Origin of the sequence: Vibrio sp. Isolate22 (assembly GCF_022398115.1) — a bacterium.
Classification (GTDB): Bacteria; Pseudomonadota; Gammaproteobacteria; order Enterobacterales; family Vibrionaceae; genus Vibrio.
Window position 1 is genome coordinate 1 of record NZ_JAKEUW010000057.1, and the last position, 21,142, is coordinate 21,142.

Here is a 21,142-nt window from a genome sequence, read left to right on the forward strand (position 1 = left end):
TCAATAGCAGTATCAGAAAATTGAAAGCCTCTACCTCGTTTACCATGGTGACTTTTACATTGCCATGCTTCAACGGCTGAGTCGTCAATCCAAAACGTTACTGAGCCTCGCTTGCACAAGGCTTCATTATACTCACTCCAGTTCGCTATCTTCTTCTTCGACTTACCCATAACAACACCATGCTTCTACTACATGGGATCAGATCGCAGGACTGAGAAAAGGTTCCAACGGATTTAGTCAACAACGCCTAGACAGTCAAAAGACAGCAAAAGTATTACTGAGTCTAAAAATGAGTGTGTTACCGCTTGCATCTACCTTACATCAAGCTTCCAATATCACGCGCTTTAATGCATTCAACGCTCGTGAGAAATGAAACTGAATAGGTCATTAGAGCAAATTATAGAATCGGTCATTAATATAAAATTATCCTCCTTTTTAGACGTTATTTAATAGTCTTAATCACCGTAACAAATAATAATGTTAGATGATTTGATGTGTCTTATTTTTAGTACACTATCAATAGTGAGGTTAAATCATTAATACCTGTCCGGTTAATATTTCAATTTTATTACAAGGTTATGGTTTCTCTCGTTTGTTTCAAATTTGAGACTTTATTGCAACACGCTGATCTATATGCGTCGTTTTCTCGTCTTACTTCAAATTTATCTCGTACTGTATTTTTAATATATTCTAAAAATTTAAGTGTTCTTGATTAAATAAATGGAATTATTAACTGGTTAGAATGTAAAACAAGTTTTATATATTGTTGGATGAAATACTCTAATACCATTATTTTTATTAGTGTTATTTCTATCAATTTGCGTGATCTTATTCTCAATGCGTCCCATTTCTTTATAAATAAGTGTCAATGTATATATTTTCTAAATAGGATTGTTGTTACTTAATTGTTAACTCTGGTTGACTATTAGGTAACCCTAATAATAAAGCCGATTTTATATAAAGGATTAAAGAAATGAATAAAGTCTTTAAGGTTGTTGCTGTCTCTGCACTTTCTATCTCTTCAGCAAACGTTTTTGCTGTGAGCGACACTTTTGATGCAACACTAGAAGTAAAACAAGCAATTACAATGACAAAAACGAGTGATTTAGATTTCGGTATCATCACTTCAGATAACACGACAGATGTTGTTGTTGCTCAAGGTGATGCGGGAGCTGCGGCGTTTACACTTTCGGGTGAATCAGGTGATACGGTGACCGTAAGTATTTCTGATACCAACTTAGTTAACGGTGTAAATACGATCGCTGCTGAGTTTGATTTTAACAACGCTATAACTCTAACTGGTGGTACTGCGGATCTTAATATTGGTGGTACGGCTCGTACTTCAAGCGCAACACTGGTAGCTGGTACTTATACTGCAAACGTTGCAGTCGATGTTACTTACCAATAATTAATGAAACTAGTATAATATTGTGGCTGCAATAGAGCAGCCGCTTTTACTATGAAGTCTCTATTTGAATGCGTAGTTAAATACGCGGTATATATCGGACTGACTCTATATTCAAGCCCGTTCTATGCTCTGGAAATAATTCCTGAGAATATGGAAGTGAAATTTCCAGGTATGTATATCTCTGGTTCTGGACAAAATGCCGATGCTAATCCAGCCAATGGTCAGATTTACGTGGTTCGTTTTTATGTTGAAGGCGAGCCGGGAAAAAAGATCGTGGTTTCGCTCCCTTCTAATCAATATCTCAACCATTCTCAAAAATCGAAACGCCTTCGTATTAGGAAATTCTATTTTGGCTGTGGCTTGTCTAAGAGAGGCCGAGCGAAAATTAAAGGGAATGGGAGAAGCAAACTTCTGTGTATTGGTGCAAAAGTAAAAATTGGCGCTAATCATCCTGCTGGTCTTTATACCAGTACTATCCCTTTTGAGGTCAATTATAAATGAAGTTATTTATCTCATGCTTTTTCGGCTTACTTTTCACTGCACAAGCCTACGCTCAACTCCTTATCGCACCGACTCGCTTTGTCCTAGACGCTGATACCTCAGTCACGGAGAAAATTGTGGTGGAGAATAATTCAAATGAACCGATTCGACTAGAGATAAAGCCCATCTACCGTTCAGTAAAGGCAAGCGGCTTAGTTCGCACTGACGCCAATATTGCTGAGTCAGAAAACATTGCTGATTGGATTAAGGTCTCACCACCAATCATCCGTGAACTAAAGCCTAATCAAAGGCGCACTGTTCGTTTGCGTATGAACGCCTTACCTGACGATATGCCTGATGGAGAGTATCGTGCTTATCTATGGTTTTCTCCAATAGCGAAGGCATCTGAAGCGACTGCGAATGATTTATCAAGAACGGTGCGTTCGAACAATGGTTCAGCATTTGAGCTTAATTTCCATATCAATAGTTATGTTCCAGTGTATGTTCAAAAAGGCGAGCAAGTTCAGGACGTGAAGTTCCAATGTGCTGATCAGAACCTTAAGATCACCAATGATGGTAAGTTTCAGTTTAGCGCCAAACTGAATGTTGATGAACACAGTGCAAAGGTAGTGTTACTTCGTAATGCGGAGTTAACCAAGCCGTTTCCGAAAGGATCTAAGGTGTCATTAGTACAAAACGACCAACCTTTGCACGAATGTGTTCTGTAGGCCGGCATCTCTATTATCAGTGATCAGGCGTTCAACTGAGTGACGGCAAGAACCATGTTCCATCATCTGGTTTTCCGACTTGTCTTGCTTTACTCATTATTGCCTTTTCCCGCGCAATCACAGTTACAAGGTGAAGATGAGGCGAGCGAACTCTATCCTGCTCATATCGAGGTTCGAGTAGGACAAGTCGGTGATAGCTTTTATCGCGTGATGATGGATGACTACGAAGAGCCGTTTGTTTCGATATCCAATGCGGCATTTTCTCTACTAGAGATGAATGGCCAATGCGATGAAGACGGCTATTGTGAAATCTACCTGCCGCAAGATGTAGGTAGAGAGTCTCCTCCCTATATCGTCGATACCCAGCAAGCAATTTGTTATCGCGATGATACGAATATCCAGTCGATTAAGTTTGAGGTGATTGATGCAGAAACGTATATCCACTGGTACAGCTTACAAGCCTGTATTCCCGCAAAAGTCCGTTGGGATATTGATGATTATCGATTAACCGTGTCGCCAGAGTTCAGTTCGTTAACCGAGTTGGAAGCGGTGATCTCGAAGATCAAAAATGAATCCCGCAAGAAAGCCGAAGAATTGAAACGAGCCTCTAACGTGCCTGTCGTAGAGCCTCAAGCAACGGTGGGCTTAGCGACACGCGTAGCAATGTCTGTATATCACGATAGTGAAGAGGGAGGTGATGTCTATGCCATTTCCGATACCATTCTAAGCACCGAACACTCCTTATCCCGATTATCTATCGATTCGAGAGAAGATCAGCCCATCGTCTATTACAACATCGCGGTTGAGACGAACGATGGTGAGGGTTCGCTTGAGTTAGGGCATGTATTGTTGGATGGCAGCGTCTTTACGATTAACCAAACCCTTGAAGACGGTCTCTACTACACCAATCGGAACCGTCAGCCAGAGTTCGGCAACTTACAATTGGAGCGTACAACTCAACCGAATATCAGCATTGATGTGTTGGTTAATGGCATCTACCAAAGAACTTATCGCTCTGATGAGTTTGGGCGCTTTGTTATTGAAGAAGACAACATTTCCCCCGGTGACACCATTAAGTTTCGTTACTACTTATCAAAAGGGGTGTGGCAGGAAGAAGAGATCACTGTTGCTGGGTTGGAAGATGCTTTTTTGCCGCGCAATGAGTGGGGTGTTGAGGTGGTAGGTAACGAGGGCGCAGATCGAGCGGGCGCAGTGTCTCTAGAATATGGCCTCGCTGATTACTTTACCGTGGGTAGTGCTTTCAGACGGCAGCATGGCAAAGATTTAGTCGGTTTTCAGGGGCGATATTTACCGACACATTGGTTTGCTGGACATATTGGTTGGTTACCCGATTTTAATCGGTTCCCCATGGAGTTTGATATCTTGTTAGGTGGCGATCAGTCTGCATCGATTGAGCTTAATAAGACCGATGAATTGGCTTTAGAGTCGATGGAGTATGATGTTTTCAAATACAACTTGTCTCTTGCCAATCTGACCGCCTTTTTAACGGTAAGAAACGATGATGACGAGTTAAGTGTAGAGCCAAAAGTGAACGCCAAAGTGTCGAGCAATCTGTTCCTTTCTTATGCTGGCGATTATCAATACACGAAAGATACTCACGAAGACAGTTACTTGCATACTGTCGAGCTCGCTAAAAGCGGCTTTTCTGACACCTCGTGGAATATATCTGGAACAGTGAATGGTTCTGGGCACCACGAACGCACGGAACTTTCATGGAGAAATGCCTGTAAAGAGTGCGTGCTTGATCCTCTAGAGGTGTTTCAAGAGCTGACCACGAACATTTCCGCGCGTTATCAGAAACAACAGGTCTCATTCACTGCCTCTCTAGAAGCTCGTGTGAATCCGTACCTGCTGTTTAAACTGGAGGGGACAGAAGATCGATATGGCGTGGAAATGACCACGGAATTTGGCGCAAAAACCTACTTTGATGAAGAAATCGGCGAGTTTGTTGAATGGAATCGATACAACCACTCTAAACTGACGGGCATTGTGTATGACCATCATAAACAACCCATAGCCGGAGTCAGTTTACAGGTTCTCGATCAACGTGCTGTCAGTGACTCGAAGGGAAGATTTGAGTTCTCAAGTGTGCCAGCTAGGGAAAAGCTACCAATTTATATCGATGAAGGAGCGTTAGACCTCAACTTAACCCCAATTCAGAATCCAGTGTTTGTGAACACTAAGCAAGTGGGACAGACTCATGCTCCTATTGAAATGGTGGTGTCGTTTGGTGTGGATGGCACAGTGGAAGGGGATATAGAGAGCAATGCATACCTGCACTTTAAACACATCCAGAAAGGCACCGAATATTCTAGTGAAATAGAAAGCGATGGCTTTTACATGGTAGAGGGCCTGATTGCTGGAAGATACATTATCACCCTAGAAATGGGGGATAACCGATTCGTACAAGGTGCCGATTTAGATGCCGACTTCTGGGTCAGTGACTTGACATTCCAGCTGATCGACTTTCATAAGGTTTATTAACTGATTACGCTTAATCGGTAGGAGGAGAGAGCATCAGCTTTACTTTTTGTTGAAGCGTTAACCTTTGGCTACGTAAGTCTTTCAATATCGCTCTCCACTCTTGGAAAGTAACCGTAATGGGATTATAGCTGTTGACTGGTTTGGTGACGCCGTAACGTACGGTTTCCACTTCTGGCTCAAATGTACCAAATAGCTTATCCCAGATTATCAAAACCCCTGCGTAGTTTTTATCGATGTATTGCGGATTCCTGCCGTGGTGCACTCGGTGGTGAGATGGTGTGTTAAACAGGTATTCAAGAGGCCCTAAGCTTCGAACCCACTGTGTGTGGACAAAAAACTGCAAACCAAGATTCAAAAGCACGACGAATATTACCCATTTCGGGTCGAATCCTATGATGACTAATGGCACCCAGAATAGCCACATCCCCGCGATTGGGTACATTAAGCTTTGACGAAATGCAGTACTAAAGTTCATCCTTTCTGAGCTGTGATGGGCTACATGAGCGGCCCACATCCAACGAACGCGATGACTTGCTCGATGGAACCAGTAATAGAAAAAATCCTGTAAAACCATGAGCACAATGAAACTCAACACGCCTATCTCTATGTCCATTAAACGCCAACCAAATAACCAGAGGTAAAGCTGAACGATCAGCAGTCCGGTCAGTAGATCCGACAGCTGATGCATGCCTGCCAATGTGAAATTACAGATCACCTCGGATAGCTTATAGTTGGAGTTATCTGGTAATCGTCCTTGTCTCTGACCAATGAAATACTCGGCCAGCATGCAAATCATGAATAAAGGTGCCAGTACCAACAGCAGCCATTCTGGATGATTGATTAATGCGTCGATATTCATGTTTTATCCTTGTCGAGAAGTCATACTTGAGGTGTCTTGGTCATAACTCGTGATTAAGCCGTGAGAATATTCGGTTACCAACGAGCAAAGTGGTCTTCCGTCAAACCAAGTACATTATTGAGTTGGTGCGTGATGCCATCATTGTCTTGGATTGAGCCAGAAAAGTGCCCGATGAACTGGCGAAAGTTACTCTTTAACAGCCATAGGTTGAGCTTCTCGCTGCGATGGTTGGTGGGAGTAAAAGTCAGGTTGATACGACCATCAATAGACGTTATCTGCCAAGGTAAATGGGTATCTTGGCGGCTAAATGTAAACTGAGCATCACTAAGTAAGTGCCGGGCGCTGTTAATCCACAGTACGTTCTCACAGCCACCCGTCTCATTAACTCCGGCCGCGAGATTAAGGCCAATGTTCGTGTTATTGACTAGCGCGTTGATGCTAGCCCAACGCCAACTGGTTTCACGCCTCATGTATCCAGCGGAAAAGTCATAGCCAGCACTTGCATTGATAAGAGAGACCTCATGTTGGTCTATCTCAAGTGTCCCAGTTACTTTGAGTGCATTGTGTTTTTGTGTGTAGGTCCACCCTGAATAACCGGTTGGTGTGCACATCGACATAGGTAAGCTATCGGGAGCTGGCAGCAAGCAAAAATCAGCTTTAATGAGCTTGGTGTTGATTGCTACGTTCCATTGTCCTTCTTTGATATTGAAAGCGATGCTTTGACCTGCAATTTTTGTCGTACCTTCAAAGGGGGAGTGGGTGATTTGCTTATCAAGCCCCAAAGGTCGCAGCCAATTGGACTCTTCTAGGTGATTATTCTCTATGTCGTATACGTAACAAAATGCCGAACTCAAGTAACGAATGTCAGCAATAGCAACGCCAATGATGTGAGTCTGTGTAACTAAGCTTACAAACTGAAATTGTTTGTAGTGGAAGTGTTTATGCCAAGGGTTTGCTTTTGCGTCCATGGCATTTCGATAATCAAAGTTTTCTATGTTTAGTTGTTTTGGGATGCCATCGAAATGCCCGATGGTTGGTTGACCATCGGAGTTAATCACGCAGACTGGAGCTGGAAGTGTGTTTATCATTGCGAGGCTTCACATTAATTTAACAACTAATCCTATTGTGCGGTGAGTTTAGTAGAATTTGGAGGTCATATTCGGACAAGAGTACGTGCTAATTCACGACTTGGTCACTATGGAATACCTTAGTGACCTAAGTGCAATGAGTGATGAGGGAGATTTGATTGGAAATTATCGCAGAGTATATGCCAACGGAGCATCGCCACCAGCTAGGTACCTTAGATGTCACACTTTTACTCAATACGTTAGAGAAAAAAAGCGTAGACGTTGAAACACTGCTTGGTTGTGCGGGATTGGATTGCCTAGATTGGAGAGACCCAAATGGAAAGCTCACATACGCAGATAAACTGTCTATCTTTCGGGTCGCGAATCAGAATTTCCCGAATGAGGGGTTGGGTTTGCGACTTGGAGAGCATGCGAGCTTGAGTCATTTTGGGGTGTTAGGTTATGCGTTATCAACCAGCCCAAATGTTGAAGAGGCGATCAAAGCCGGCTTTAAATATCTGCGGCTAAATGGTCCTATCTTTTCGGTAAAGTTGATTCGTGATGGCGAACTCGCTGCGATACAAATCGAGAACACGCTAGAGGTCGGCGAATTGCTTCCTTTCTGCAGTGAGTACTTTCTTAGTTCAATCGTCTCATTGTTTAAGGAGTTGACCGGGGAAGCGTTATCGATTGAAGCTCTATCGTTACCTTACCCAAGTCCAAATTACGCAAAACTCTATGATAAGCGCTTTCGGTGTAAGGTCACTTTTGAGCAAAATATCTGTGAGCTTAGGTTCGATGCTTCTGTTTTATTGCGGGTGTTACCGACTCATGATGCCTCGACTCTAAAACGTTACCTTAGGTCTTGTCAGTCGATTGTTGAGACGTTGGACTCTGAGCATCTGCTTACTAACCAAATCAAAACCATCTTTTATCAAACTGCAGGTCATTTCCCGAGCATAGAGCGACTGGCAAAGCTGTTTGGTTGCAGTTCTCGTACCCTTAGACGCGAACTGAGCAATTATGAAACGAGTTATCAGCAACTACTGACAGAAGTGCGAGTCGAATTAGCCAAAGAGCTACTGCTCGCTACAAACATGAGTATTGACGATGTTGGTGAAAGGCTTGGCTACAGTGATCCTGCCAATTTCAGAAGGGCATTTAAGAGCTGGCTTCATAAATCACCAGCACAGTTTCGCGATGACCTCAGTTGATCCGCTCTCACGCTAGCTGGCTGGTGATTGGGGTTAGATTGTAGAACGACATTATCTAAAGAAGCTCTCCCGAAAGCTAGACACTTGTTGTTGATAGTAGTTATCCCATTCTTGAGTGCTCCAGTCCCTATGGCTGGTGGACCGCAGCACATCTAAGGACGACTTAAGTTGAGCGAACTGTTCGTGATAAGTCGCCACCGTTTGCTGTTGCTGGGCTACTTGTTGTTCACGAGCCACAATGTTGTTTGCTTGTGATTCATCTAAATAGGTCTCTTGCAGTTCTCTTTTAATGGAGACTAGCTCGGTTGGACTCAGGCTACTCGGAAGTAACGAGATTGCGAGTTCGTATTTTTTGGCTGCGGTATCTGCGTTTAATACTTCGGCTTGGCCTTCCCATTCCATAAGTAGGTTTTGGTAATGTGAAACAAATTCCGTTGCTTCGACTTCTTTGATTAAGCTAGCGCTAAGCGTGAAGTTTAAGTGTGCGAACTGATCGGAAAATAGCTGGTGAGCAAGTTCCCCCCATACTTGTTGTGCAGACTGCTCGAATACACGAACCCTTTCTTCTAAGGTCTCTATCGATTCAAGAGGCATGGTGCTCTCGACCGATTTCCACTCTGCAGAGAGAGCTGGGTAGTGGCTGAGTAATTCAAACCATTCGCTCGGTAATTCATCTTGTAACAGAATGAGTTGTGCCTTGCAGCTGCTAGCTTGTTGGCACAGCCCCCAAAACTGGTCAAGCTCACTAAACAAGGTTTTCCCCTTGAGATCTAACAGCTGCTCTGCAAAAACAACGTGATCAAAAGATTCTGGTTCATCTGTTGGGTATGAAGTGTTTGTTCGATTGTCGGCGATGTGACTAGCGGTCAACGGGCGATCTTCGGTGAAATCAGAAACGCCGCTGTGTTCAACCAAAGGAGGCGAAGTTTCAGGTTCTTTTGATGACCATGAATAGCTAATCATGCCCACCAATGCGGTGAGCATGATGATTAATATAACGCGTTGCATTGGTACTTTACCGCGCTACTTGATGACTGCACTAACAGGGAAATGGTCTGAAAGGTTGTAGTGTTTCCAGAGTTCACTGCTGGTGGAGCGAGGCACATCGACGCGGTTATTGTTATGCGTTTTCACAGCGTATTCAGAACTCACCACTACATAGTCTAGGTATTCGACATTCTCTCCACCAGACATTGGTTCACCGGCGAAGTTATTTATACGTGGATCGAATGTCGACGCAGTATAGCCTGAATACTCGGGTTCAATCGCTTTTAGGTTGGCAAACATCTCTTGGTAATCGCTAGGAAATTTAAGCTTGTTTACATTGAAGTCGCCGCTGTAAACGACCGTTTCTGACGCTGGAATATCTAAAGATTGAGCCAACGCGCGCATTTGCTTGAATTGACGTTGTCGATAGTCACGAGCGGTGTCCGTGTCGAACGATGCAGTGTGAGTACCGAACACATGGTAAGCCTGGCCATTTTTGATGATCTCAGCGTAGTTCACACCCTTGTCAGCAAAGCAATCAGTGCCGGTACAGTCGGGAAATACATACTGAGCTTCATTGACGATAGGGTAGCGGCTGACAATAATCACACCGCCGTCATAGATGTTGATGCCATCTTTATCGAGCATCTTAGTTTGGTAAGGGTACTCTTTGGCCAGTTCACGTAATAATTCATCTCGGCCGTTAGCAAACACCTCTTGAAGCGCGAGTACATCGTAACCTTTGACATACTGCGGGATCAGGTCATAACGGTCACCAATGTGTGAAGCAATGACAGGGAGTGCCCATATGTTGTATGTCATGACTTTTAGTGTATTCGCATCTGGCTCCGGCTGTTCGTCTACTTTTTCTGGCGTGATGGTGTAGTAAATATCATCGTAGCGTGCAGTGTTATCGGCTTTGAGTGCAAGCTCGGTATTTACGTCAAAGGCATCGGTTGTACTGCGGTGGATATTACGGTCGTTGTGAAGGGTTAGGTTGATATCAGCAGCACTTAAGCCATGTTGTAAGGTAGAGTTGTACCAGTGTCCCTTCATGGTTTGATTGAGAGTGATACTTTCACCCACAGTATTCGAAACCACAGTGTTGAATTGATAAGTTTCCCCTGATTTAACACCAGTCCAGCGATTAAAGCTGATCAGTTTTTTCGTCTCCCAAGGGCCAATTGTGTCGATGTGTTGTTGCCATTCCTCTCCAAACTTAAGGAGGTCTGTACCACTGTGACTGGCTTGAATCGTCATTACTTGATTGGTGTTATTGGTCAGATACACGTCGGTATCGGCGATAGCTGTGGTAGATAAGCATGAAGCTGATGCAAGTAATGCACTCAAGCAAGTCCATTGATTTTTCATTGTTTACGTTATCCTTACTGATGGGTGTAATGAATAACGTAGTCAATAGATATTACGTTTGAGTTATAACTCTATATGCAATATTAAATTATGAGATATATGCCAAGGTTTTATAAAATCAATCATTTATTGAAAATGAAAGCATTGTTTTAATGGAATGATAAGTGTTACGCGCGCGTGAAATAGAGAACAATCAGATATCTGAAGCGGCATATTCCGACCAGAATTTTAGCTTTAGGTATTGAAAATCTAACCGGTTATTACGTTCAAAGTGTGGAGTGCGATTAACGCAAAGCGACACGACGATTTACCTAGCGTGACTTAAATAAATCTAATAATTGATCCGTAATTTCGATTTGTTCAGTAAACAGAAAGTACAAAAACAGGTATGATAGAGCCGTTTTTAATCCTGAACTGGGAAAGTCATGGCAAAGTTAACACTCCAAGAGCAGATGCTTAAAGCTGGCTTGGTAAATGAGAAAAAATTAAAGAAGGCGAAGAAGGGCTCTAAAAAGTCTCGTGTTCAAGCTCGTGAAGCAAAAGCGGCAGCAGAAGAGAACAAACTGGCGCAGCAAGCGAAAGATAAAGAGCTAAACCAACAGCTGAAAGAAAAGCAGTTGAGCAAAGAGATCAAAGCTCAAGTGAAGCAGCTGATCGACATGAACAAGATCGACCTGAAAAATGGTGAAATCAAATATAACTTCACTGACGGTACTTTGGTTAAATACCTATACGTTGAAGAGCTGACTCAAAAGCAATTGAGTAAAGGTATCTTGAGTATTGCACGTCAGGGCGAAAGCTATGTTGTGATTCCAACAGCGGTAGCAAACAAAATCGCTATGCGTGATGAGGAGTCAATCGTTGATACTCAAACAACAAGCACTGATGAAGTTGACGAGGATGACCCGTACAAAGACTTCGTGATTCCTGATGATCTAATGTGGTAACACCAAGTTAACCGCTGCTTGATTCGCAGTATGTTTATGGCGTAGCAAGACAACAAAAGGCCCTGATGGAACTACCATCAGGGCCTTTTAATTTTCGCCAACATGCAAGTGTGCTTAAGTTCTTTATTTGAGATGTGCTTTAAACTTGCTCACGTACTAAGCGTTAATCAGCAATAATCTCGGCAATGTCGAACGTTGAGTCTTGTGGGCAGTCTTTGAGCTGATGGTATTCAATATGAGATTGCTCATAACCATCAAAATAACAGTCACCAATTTCGTTACGTGGACAAATATGGATATCGTCTCGTTCGATTAACTCTGTTGAGCAACATGGACAGTATTTCATAGCTCCTCCTGTAAGGGATCTCTGTCTTTAGCCAGCTCCATTAACTCAAACTTTTGTGTCGTTGTGATTGCATTTTTAAGTCACGTAACAGGTTTGCTTGTCATAAACCGGCCCTTTGGAATTGCGGTTAGTCACTACAAAGGGCCAGCTGTATATGATGTTTAGCTGGTCGCAAGCTGGCTTTTTGAGCCTTGTTTACTGGATGCTACATATATTGAAGCGAGAGCGGCTACCACCTCCAAGCATTCGCACATTGTCTTTTCTACCTAGCGCTTTCCATGCCGTGCTTTCTTCTGCGCTAAGGTTTGATGGTTGGTAATCCAAGTTAGCGTATCGCGATACAACCACTTGTTTTTGCATGTTTTCTGACAGACTGTCGATCACATTTGTTGTTACTTTGCCGTCAGAGTAGGCCATCACTAACACTTCGTCATTGTCTTCTAGTGCTGAGGTTAGGGCTGTTTGGTTGCCTTCGTTGTACTGAACATCCTGGTAACCTTGAGTCTCTTCTGTCTTTTTACCTGAAATCGCTCGATATAACAGATTCTTTTTCCGTTTCTTTAGCGAGCTCAGTGGTGTTTCATTCGCGGCACTGTATAGGTTGACCACTTTGATGTCGTTCTGTGCGGCGTACTTCAAAATGGAACTCTGGTTACTAAGGCCTCTTCGTGTCAGCGCTGGCGAGTTTTGCAGGCTTTGAGAAAGGCGCTGTTCGGTAGCATCAACGATAACAATCGCTGGGTTACTCCCTTCATTCAATGATTGTTGGAGTGCTTGTTTAACTTCTATATGAGCTTGTTTTCCTTCCACGGTATCCCATTTAGGGGCATGCTGAGGTGTTGCAGATGGTCTGGTTTCAAGAGTATAGGGTTGATAGTTGTAGTGCTCTTTCGGCCAATAAGTATTGCGCTTCTCTTTTCCTAGATCATCAGCCAAGTGAAACTCGCTCACCACTTTTTCATTTTTCAAATACGCCTTCGCCTTTTCTTGTCCCTGTGCTTTCCAATGGAAATACATCTCTTCGCGAAGGTTGATCATTGATTGTCTGGCACTACTGATTTCCATGACAGGATCTCGCCCGTTTTCAGCGTTGTTGTAGTGTGCAATTCCTGTTGTTTGGTACTCATAATTCGGAATGACATATTCTGTGATCTGGTTAGTGTCGGGATGTCGATGAGATTGTGGTGTATTGCCTTGCGGAACAGCGCCGGAAGCAAAGTCACGAGCGTGAATAAGCTCATGCCCTAAAGCAACAGTTTGATCAAATGGTGTGTTCTTTCCTGGAATGTTAACCATCTCAGTGGTGGAGAAGAGAATCGTATTTGATACCCCTTTGCCATTAAATTGTCGTTGCCATGCCAATGAAGCCTTTTGCTGGTCTTCGAATATCGAAGGCACTGTCTCGAATAGTCGGCCTGGACCTTCAGGTTCTCTGATCACAGTGACAACAGTGGCCTTTGATTGATCGACTCCAACCGTATGTTCAATTAACGGTTCAACAGCATCACCGGGTGCATTTACTGGTTCGTAGGTAGCAACTTGTCGCAAAATCTCACGTCCTGTTGGCGATAACTGCAGGTTACGAATCAACACGCTCATGTCTGCAAGGTAGGCGTCACTCTTGGTTTGCACGTATAGATTCTTCGACATGAGATAAAGGTTTCCATAAGCCGCAGAATTGTATCCTTCGATGACTTTTACGCCGTCTGGAGCATCATAAAAAAGTCCAAATTCAGATCCTTTTCCAGCAAATGTATGGCTTGAATTAATGAGCAGTAACAAGGCCAAGAAGGTTCGTGTAATTTTATGTTTCATAGACTTATTCCTCTAATGCCAGTTGGATTTCAATCCAATCTTCTAGCTCTCTAAGCAGCATATGGTTGATGTGTGGAAGCATAGTGAAGTCATCCCCCTTAACGATGGCTCCTAGTTGTGTTACTGCCGTTTGAATATCCCCTTGGCTTAACGTGCTCTTGATATCAGCTAGGTGTGACCAAAGTGGATGTGTTGAGATTCCTCCAACTTGAAACGTAATGGCGCCTTGATGCTCTTGCGAAAGATAGCTCAGATGCAGAGGTGATAGCGTACTGTTGAATAGTTGATGTTGATGAGTGCTGCCTAGTGAAGTGTTGGCTTCAGACTGCTGGTGTTGTGCAATTTGCAGATAAAGAGACAGGTCACCCAATAAGTATTGAAGCTCATTAGCACTGGTTGTCTGCATTGCCATTTCTGAGATCTTATCGATCGCTTGTTGCATATTTCGCTCAACATGAGCTGCCGGTTTAGCAAGCACATCGTCTAAGATGTCCGCCATCTTAGGAGCGTAGAATCTTAGATTTTGTGCAGCATAAACACTTGGATACGGGAGCGAATAATTGAGGGAGCGGATATATGACAGTGATATCGCACGCTCAAACTGAGGCTGTATAAAACTTTTAAAGACCTCATATTGGTTAATCTGGCTTAACACTCCACCTGTTGGACGCTCGGTTAGCAGAAGTTCATACCAGCGACTGATCTGGTACCAGCTGGTGCGATTTTCCAGTTTAGGGCCATCGAGCCCCTTGTTGTTGAGGTAATCCGTCAATGTTGTTTGATAACTCAGAGTCTCCAAGTTTGAGAGGAGTGATAGTTGTTGCTCAAATATCTGATTAGAAAGTTGGCCTGATATGTAGGCGCTAGCGGTATTAACAAGTTGAGTTCTAAACAAGTCTGCAGGCCAGCCAGAGGTTATTCTCGATGCTATATATTGGTCGACATTGAACTCGACTCTTTTCATCAATACGCTTGAGAGCTCAGGGTCTTTTTTAGGGTGATAAGTATCGTATAGAGCATCCGAATCTCTACATGCATCGATAGAAGCTTGGATTCCTCCAGGAGCAACGGAAGGAATGCCCCAGCAAGTTCTTGCGGGACGTATCTCTACAGTCGCGGTTTTGAGTTGTTCCTCGCTGAGGTAATCGATATCCCACATTTCTTTTGCATACTCTCTTAAGCCACTCTGTCTCGCTTGAAACTCCAAGGTGCCTCGGTTGAGTGTGCTTTGATTGATCATTGCAGTGATGTGTGGTTTTGCTCTGTTGCTTACTCCGTTGATTAATCTTTGTCGGTGTTCGTCCAGCTGACGAAAAGCAATGCCGACCAGTTCCGTTTTCTTGGTGTGTATTTTTAAAGCCAGCTCGTGATAGGCGCTCGAATTCAACTTGTTGATTAGGTCATCAATTCGAGCTGGTCCTTGATGACGAACGCAGCTTTCGAGATTACTAGGGGAGGTATACGATTCCTGACATAAAGGTTGGTGCAAATTCACATCAATAGAAACATGGCCTAGGGATTTCAAAAGCTCTAGGTCGATCCGTGCCATCTGCTTAGATAGCTGCCTGTCGTATGCAGAAGCTAATCGGCGATATTCGGTATCAGCTTGCAGAAGTAGGTGGTCGACATACATAGAAGCGGTCTGCTTTACGTGATTGTCATATTTATTGAGTAGTGTAATCGCGTCTTCTTTTTTGTGGTGAAACCGAGCAAATTCTGATGAGTGGTTAGCGAATACGTAGTGTGTTTGTTGCTCAAACTCTTCAATTTTCTGTTTGGCCGCGAAGTACTTTATATCACTCGACAATAGGTTTAACTCATCACCCACTAGCGGAACGATGGAAAAAACAGACGCAGCTTTATCAAGGCGGGTAGAGGATTCCTGAGAAAATGTACTCACCATATTGTCTAGCCAAAAGCCCACTGCAACCGCATCTCCAACTGGCCCTAGAACTTCCAATGTAGAAGATCCCGCTTTACCGAGGCGGTTGAATAGACTTTGTTCGCTCAGTGGGCTTTCAAAAGTTTGGGGGACGCTCGCGAGTGCTTGCTCTGTTTGTGGCCAAGCTGCAGAAAATGAGTTCGTATGAGCACCGTGCTCGAGTTCGCCAAGTGCAATGCCAAACTGTGGCTCTGAATACACTTCGTTTCGAGCCCAGGATGTAATACGATTCTGGTTAATTGCATCTAATGATTGAGTATCTTGGACGCCGTCGCTAAGACAAAATGCGACGGATAAGGGGCTATAGACAATGGCAGCGAGCCGCCATAAATGGGTTTTCTTGGTCATAGTTAAATATTGGCTTTTTGGGTGGTTAGGAGTAAAAGCACTTCTCGACACTGTTCACGGACGACAGATAGAAACTGCCCAGAATGGTTGTTGAATTAGTGCGTTGGCTTTTGGATATGGAAGTAGCAAAAAAGCTCACCACCCAAGTGATGAGCTTAATGTTGGGATACAGCTGTGTTTTTAGTGTTGTATTGGAGTAATCATTAGCTGGGCATCGCGATAACCGAGTCGATCTAGCGCTTCAGGATCGAAATCGGTCACGACGGTTATATCGCCAGCATGGTAGGTTTTGTGGTTAGTTAATACGCCCACAACATCAAATGAATCGACAGAGTGCTCAGCACCGATATCGATCATCCCAGAGTATTGTGACTCTGCATTAAACTGACCAGACACATGAGAGTAAAACGGGCGAACACTCGCTCCTGCGGCATATTGCATGCTGCTCAGGCCATATTCATTGATTGCCCAACTCCAATCCCACCATTTCATCTCACCAGGAATGTAACGGTGGTCCCATTGGTAACGGATATTGGCTTGCTCATCGCTGTTGGTACCCATGGTAAACGTGTGTGAGACTGTAGGGCGGTTGGTCGGGTGTGAATCTAAAGCATTGCCGCTGTAGCGCAGAAATCCTGTGAAGTTCACGTCGTAACCCATGTTTGCTTTGATGCGATAAGGGTAAGAGATAGTTGAGCGCAAGAACTCAACTTGAAAAGGAAGCACAGAGTTAGCGGGTACCGTTAAGATGGCTTGAAGGTCACTAGCCTCAGAATGTTGACCACTATTGGTATCAGAGAAATGCTGGCCTTTTTCTAACACCACTCGCACATCCGTTTTTCCTGCTTGAGGCCAGCTAAAGTCCTCGTCGAGTGTAACAACGTCCGCGAGATCAAAGCGATTGGTTTTGTTCCACTGTGTGGTCTGTAGGAAATGCAGATCGACGATGATCTGTTTCGGCTGATCTGTCACGTTGATTGCATAAGCGGAAAGGGTGTTGATCTGCTCTTGGTCTGTCTCTTTAACGGTGCCGTACGAGAATCCCTGAGTATCCAGTGTGTAGGAAAAGTTATCGACTGTAATCGTCGTTTTCTCATTACAACGGTCACCTGAACAGCTTCCATTACTATTCCCTTTGATTTCCCAACGATCACTAAGTTGCGTTATCGCCATGTCTTGTCCGACATAACGGGCATTGTCGCCACCGACCCACGCATAACCAAGGTTGTTTGCTAGGTATGCTAATGGTCTAACGAAGTTCGAATTGTCGTTGACTAGGGTTCTTTGAACCTCAAGATTGCTGCTTTCTGGGATAACTTGTGCATCATAGTAGGGTAAGCCCGCTTCAGGTTTATTAGGGTAACACCAGGTTTTTTCATTTGGCTGGCCATGCTTGATAAGGCCGTGGTAGCCAGAGCCCATGATCACCCAATCATCTTGAAGGCCTATGATATCCCAAACGTTCATACGAGAAACAAGGGCCGCTTTGTGCTCCTGTGCTTCTGAGTAAGTAAGTGGGCGATAGTCATGACGACAACTATCCTCGCCAAGATTGTCTAACACGACTTGGTCTGAGTAGATCTTTGCGTTAGCGGAATGAGGCGTTAACGATATGGCAGCGCTAATTAGTACAGTTTTACTGACGTTGAACATGAATGAGTTCCTAATGGCCATTGTTTGGCTATTTTTGTTAGATTCTATTTTTAGTTTTGTTTTATATATGGTGTGAAGCCGAGGGCCCCTAGCCGCAGGTACTCTGTCACATAAAAGGATCGCAAAAATACTGAAATGAGTTGAAAATAAATCCATATATATTTCAGAGTCTTACAGTTGGAAGAGCGTTGCTTGATAAAGCTTTTACTTTTTGTATTCTATTTTGATGAGTAAATAGGTTGGATTAGAAAGTGACTAGTGTTGAGGAGTCTAGAAATTGAAGGGAGATAGTTTAACTTTGGAGTATCACTGGCATAAAAAAATGCAGCGATAACCTTAGGGTCGTCGCTGCATTATCATCTATGTAATTGCTTTAGTTAGAGCTTTATCGGTAACCAAAGAGTAATGCGTTATGCATCACCAGGCTTCTCGCGTTTGCTGTTCCAACCCATAAAGTTGTAGATATTGTACCTCGCAAAACCGATTTGCTCGTGCAGTGCGAAATCAGTTACAGCAAAGTTGTACCACAAAGGAAGCCACGAAACCTGCGCTGCCATGTAATCTGATCTAACCGGAATTACCTCTAATCCGAAGTGGTTGAAATAGAGCTCACTGCGGCGAATATGTAGGCCAGATGAAACCAGAATAATATTGTCGAATTGGTGGTGCTTCATGAGGTCGCTGGTTAGCTGTGCATTTTTCCATGTATTCACGCTGTTAGGCTCTTGGATGATGTCAGTTTTTGGCACACCAAGTCTCAGCAATTGTTGCTCGTAAATTTCCGCTTCTGTCACGCCGTTGCCTTGTGCGTCACCACCACTTATGATTACTTTGCACTTAGTGTCCGATTTTGCACAATCTTTATATTGGCTTGCCGTTTCACTGATTCGACCATAAGAGAAAAATGTTGGTTCGAAATCTTGTGTGCTTTGAATAAACTGAGTGCCAGCACCGAGAAGAACAATCGCATTATTATCCGACCATTGTATATCTGGTTTACTTTCGTAATTTGCTTGCAGACCATCTAATAAATAACGAGGAATTAAGCCCGTACCAATCAGCACAAATGACGATAAGAGAACAAAGGAAAGAAAATAAGAGGTTTTTCGCCACTGAAGTAAACGAGTCGCGAAAACGAATAATAGAAGGAGTAAAAGTATAATAAAGCTCATTGGAATCCTGTTATCGAACTTTTGCTATGGGTAAATGCTATGTTTGAAGTGGTGCATCATATATCATTTTTATAAAATTACTCCAGATAACCCATTGTATTATTGAACAAATGCACGCTTAACGTTTATAACAAATGAATAGGTCCACAAAAACGCTTTATTATTGTTCGATAGCTATTCTCAGATAATAGCCAGCAATTTATAAGGTTATTTAAACCTTTTGCTGTACTGTTAATTGATTCCTAATCTATAACCTCAATCGGCTATTCGTTTAAATTTTCAAAGTAATTCTGAACAAACTTAATAAACACTTGATGCTTTTTAGCAGGGTAAATAACTTGCGGATAGAACAGATAAATACTGTTCCCTTGCTGTAAGCACTCGTCAGGTAATACTCGTTCTAGCTCTCCACGTTTAACCTCGTTGTCAACGTAATAACTGGCAATACGAATAATGCCGTTGCTCGACATGGCTTGCTGTTTAAGTAGGTGATTGTCATTGCTTGAGAGCCAGCCTGAAACATCTATGCTTGCAGATTTTAAAGGCCACTCAGTTTGATGCAGTGTGGCTAAACACTGGTGACTATTTAAGTCGCTCACATTGGTGGGACGACCAAATTGGTCAAGGTAACCGGGAGTTGCCACTAAATCATGTTGATAGGCGAATAAATGCTTCGCAATCATGTTGTCTGGTGGGGTGTTGGTTGCTCGAAAAGCGATGTCGATATCATCGTGGTTGAGGTTAAAGTTGGTATAACTGCTGTTTATCTCAAAGCGAATCTCAGGGTATTGCTGTCTAAATTTTTGACAGATGTCGAACAAGAAGGCTTCTGCAAACATCTTTGGTGCGGTGAGCCGCAAAGTACCTTTGACGATATCGTGCTGTTCGGAAACACTGCGTTCAAGCTGCAATACCTGAGAACGAATGGTTAACCCTTGTTGCAATGCGCGCTCGCCTTCTTGAGTTAATCGAACACTGCGTGTGGTTCGAACGAGAAGGGGACACTGCAAGTCATTCTCAAGACGCTTGATTTGCTCTGAAAGGTAGCTCTTGGATATGCCGAGCTTTTCCGCTGCCTTGGTAAAGTTAAGTTGTTGAGCTAACTCTACAAATAGAATCAGTCGTTCTATTCTCTTATGCTCGTTCATTCGTGTATTCCTTCAAATCTGCTCGCGCCCATTGTTCGGTATAGAAAACAATTATTTCGCTATTAGCATATTCTGTTTTTTAAAAAGGACAATAAGATAAAGGCATATTTAGTGGTATTACAACTTCAAAGCGAGATCAGGTATGACGAACAGCAGTGACTCAATCAGCAAAATTGATAACAACATTCCTTTATCAAAACACTTACCGGGCGTCGGACAAATCGCCTATGGATGTATGGGGCTTGGAGGTGGTTGGAACGACAACACGGTGACGGCAGTAGATATAAAACAAACACGTAGCGTAATCGACACGGCACTAGAGTCGGGAATCAACCTGTTTGACCATGCTGATATTTATACTTTCAGTAAAGCAGAGCAAGCCTTTGGTCAAGCGCTACAACAAGCACCGGAGTTGCGTGATCAAATGTTCATTCAATCCAAGTGTGGTATTCGTTTTGAAGGTGAAGGCAACGTGGGACGTTATGATTTCTCGGCAGGTTGGGTAAGCCAATCGGTAGAAGGCATTCTGAATCGCTTAAACACCGAAAAGCTCGACGTGTTGTTTTTGCATCGCCCTGATCCGCTGATGGAGCTCGATGAACTGGCAAGAACGCTTGAGAATCTCAAAGCTCAGGGCAAGGTAGATTTCTTTGGTGTGTCTAACATGAACAGTCACCAAATCCAATATCTACAGTCGGCGCTCGGCCAACCTATTGTCGCCAACCAAATTGAAATGAGCTTAGCAAAGCTTGATTGGTTGAATGATGGCGTGATGATTAACTCGCAAGGTCATCACCAATCGGATTTTGCTGCAGGCACATTGGAGCATTGCCAAATGAAGGGTATTCAACTGCAAGCATGGGGCTGTTTGGCGCAAGGTCGTTTTGCAGAGCAAGGCTTGTATTCAGAACACGAGAACGTGAAAAATACCGCGCATTATGTCGCGCAGTTAGCAAACCAATACGGCGTAGAAAGTGAAGCGATTGTACTGGCGTTTTTACTTCGTCACCCAGCAGGTATCCAACCTGTCATTGGCACTACCAACCTAGGTCGAATCAAGGCGTCTTCAGAAGCAACACAAATTAATCTCACTCGAGAAGAGTGGTACAACTTATACGTGTATTCGCGTGGTCAGGCATTGCCGTAGGAGCT

At 43.5% G+C, this 21,142-nt stretch carries 18 protein-coding genes; 7 read left to right on the forward strand and 11 right to left on the reverse strand.

Annotation, left to right across the window (positions count from 1 at the left end; translation table 11 throughout):
* Window positions 1-170, reverse strand: a 170-nt coding sequence (locus L1D55_RS22255) for a transposase (RefSeq protein WP_239918909.1), incomplete at its 3' end; no start/stop codon positions are given.
* A gap of 803 nt (window positions 171-973) precedes the next feature.
* On the opposite strand from L1D55_RS22255, the gene L1D55_RS22260 reads away from it, so the two are divergent.
* The 4 genes from L1D55_RS22260 to L1D55_RS22275 are packed head-to-tail and all read left to right on the forward strand — an operon-like array spanning window position 974 to window position 5,121.
* The gene (locus tag L1D55_RS22260; RefSeq protein ID WP_008217484.1) at window positions 974-1,408 is read left to right on the forward strand and encodes a DUF4402 domain-containing protein; all 435 of its coding nucleotides are present in this window, start codon (window positions 974-976) and stop codon (window positions 1,406-1,408) included.
* 51 nt (window positions 1,409-1,459) lie between these two features.
* On the forward strand, window positions 1,460-1,909 hold the full coding sequence (locus L1D55_RS22265; protein WP_239918882.1) for a DUF4402 domain-containing protein: 450 nt from the start codon (window positions 1,460-1,462) through the stop codon (window positions 1,907-1,909).
* The gene (locus tag L1D55_RS22270; protein ID WP_239918883.1) at window positions 1,906-2,616 is read left to right on the forward strand and encodes a molecular chaperone; all 711 of its coding nucleotides are present in this window, start codon (window positions 1,906-1,908) and stop codon (window positions 2,614-2,616) included. The genes L1D55_RS22265 and L1D55_RS22270 overlap by 4 nt, the downstream gene beginning before the upstream one ends.
* Window positions 2,617-2,670: 54 nt before the next feature.
* Window positions 2,671-5,121 carry a carboxypeptidase-like regulatory domain-containing protein gene (locus L1D55_RS22275; protein ID WP_239918910.1) on the forward strand — a complete coding sequence of 817 codons (2,451 nt, stop codon included), beginning with the start codon at window positions 2,671-2,673 and terminating at the stop codon, window positions 5,119-5,121.
* A 10-nt stretch (window positions 5,122-5,131) separates the two neighbouring features.
* On the opposite strand, the gene L1D55_RS22280 is transcribed toward L1D55_RS22275, so the two are convergent.
* Window positions 5,132-5,980, reverse strand: a complete 849-nt coding sequence (locus L1D55_RS22280; protein WP_239918884.1) for a sterol desaturase family protein — start codon at window positions 5,978-5,980, stop codon at window positions 5,132-5,134.
* A gap of 74 nt (window positions 5,981-6,054) precedes the next feature.
* Window positions 6,055-7,068 (reverse strand): DUF2804 domain-containing protein, encoded by a 1,014-nt coding sequence (locus L1D55_RS22285; protein WP_239918885.1) that lies wholly within the window; start codon window positions 7,066-7,068, stop codon window positions 6,055-6,057.
* A gap of 158 nt (window positions 7,069-7,226) precedes the next feature.
* Between L1D55_RS22285 and L1D55_RS22290 the strand changes: the two genes are divergently transcribed.
* Window positions 7,227-8,261, forward strand: coding sequence for an AraC family transcriptional regulator (locus L1D55_RS22290; RefSeq protein WP_239918886.1), 1,035 nt, complete (start codon window positions 7,227-7,229; stop codon window positions 8,259-8,261).
* A gap of 51 nt (window positions 8,262-8,312) precedes the next feature.
* Here L1D55_RS22290 and L1D55_RS22295 read toward each other — a convergent pair whose 3' ends face one another.
* Window positions 8,313-9,269 carry a chromosome partitioning protein ParA gene (locus L1D55_RS22295; protein ID WP_239918887.1) on the reverse strand — a complete coding sequence of 319 codons (957 nt, stop codon included), beginning with the start codon at window positions 9,267-9,269 and terminating at the stop codon, window positions 8,313-8,315.
* Between the two features lie 15 nt (window positions 9,270-9,284).
* Entirely contained in the window at window positions 9,285-10,619 is a 1,335-nt protein-coding gene (locus L1D55_RS22300) for a sphingomyelin phosphodiesterase (RefSeq protein WP_239918888.1), read from the reverse strand.
* 425 nt (window positions 10,620-11,044) lie between these two features.
* Here L1D55_RS22300 and L1D55_RS22305 point away from each other — a divergent pair, with 425 nt between their 5' ends.
* Window positions 11,045-11,566 carry a DUF2058 domain-containing protein gene (locus L1D55_RS22305; protein ID WP_239918889.1) on the forward strand — a complete coding sequence of 174 codons (522 nt, stop codon included), beginning with the start codon at window positions 11,045-11,047 and terminating at the stop codon, window positions 11,564-11,566.
* Between the two features lie 163 nt (window positions 11,567-11,729).
* Here L1D55_RS22305 and L1D55_RS22310 read toward each other — a convergent pair whose 3' ends face one another.
* The 6 genes from L1D55_RS22310 to L1D55_RS22335 all read right to left on the reverse strand — a co-directional run bounded on the left by L1D55_RS22310 (window position 11,730) and on the right by L1D55_RS22335 (window position 19,990).
* Window positions 11,730-11,912 (reverse strand): hypothetical protein, encoded by a 183-nt coding sequence (locus tag L1D55_RS22310; protein ID WP_239918890.1) that lies wholly within the window; start codon window positions 11,910-11,912, stop codon window positions 11,730-11,732.
* A 195-nt stretch (window positions 11,913-12,107) separates the two neighbouring features.
* Window positions 12,108-13,727: a M91 family zinc metallopeptidase gene (locus L1D55_RS22315; RefSeq protein ID WP_239918891.1), complete on the reverse strand. Its 1,620-nt coding sequence runs from the start codon at window positions 13,725-13,727 to the stop codon at window positions 12,108-12,110.
* A gap of 4 nt (window positions 13,728-13,731) precedes the next feature.
* On the reverse strand, window positions 13,732-16,017 hold the full coding sequence (locus L1D55_RS22320) for a hypothetical protein (RefSeq protein WP_239918892.1): 2,286 nt from the start codon (window positions 16,015-16,017) through the stop codon (window positions 13,732-13,734).
* 180 nt (window positions 16,018-16,197) lie between these two features.
* Window positions 16,198-17,670: an aerolysin family beta-barrel pore-forming toxin gene (locus tag L1D55_RS22325; protein WP_239918893.1), complete on the reverse strand. Its 1,473-nt coding sequence runs from the start codon at window positions 17,668-17,670 to the stop codon at window positions 16,198-16,200.
* Between the two features lie 410 nt (window positions 17,671-18,080).
* On the reverse strand, window positions 18,081-18,842 hold the full coding sequence (locus tag L1D55_RS22330) for a YdcF family protein (protein ID WP_239918894.1): 762 nt from the start codon (window positions 18,840-18,842) through the stop codon (window positions 18,081-18,083).
* A 263-nt stretch (window positions 18,843-19,105) separates the two neighbouring features.
* Entirely contained in the window at window positions 19,106-19,990 is an 885-nt protein-coding gene (locus L1D55_RS22335; RefSeq protein WP_239918895.1) for a LysR family transcriptional regulator, read from the reverse strand.
* A 142-nt stretch (window positions 19,991-20,132) separates the two neighbouring features.
* On the opposite strand from L1D55_RS22335, the gene L1D55_RS22340 reads away from it, so the two are divergent.
* Entirely contained in the window at window positions 20,133-21,137 is a 1,005-nt protein-coding gene (locus tag L1D55_RS22340; protein WP_239918896.1) for an aldo/keto reductase, read from the forward strand.
* Window positions 21,138-21,142: the final 5 nt, after the last annotated feature.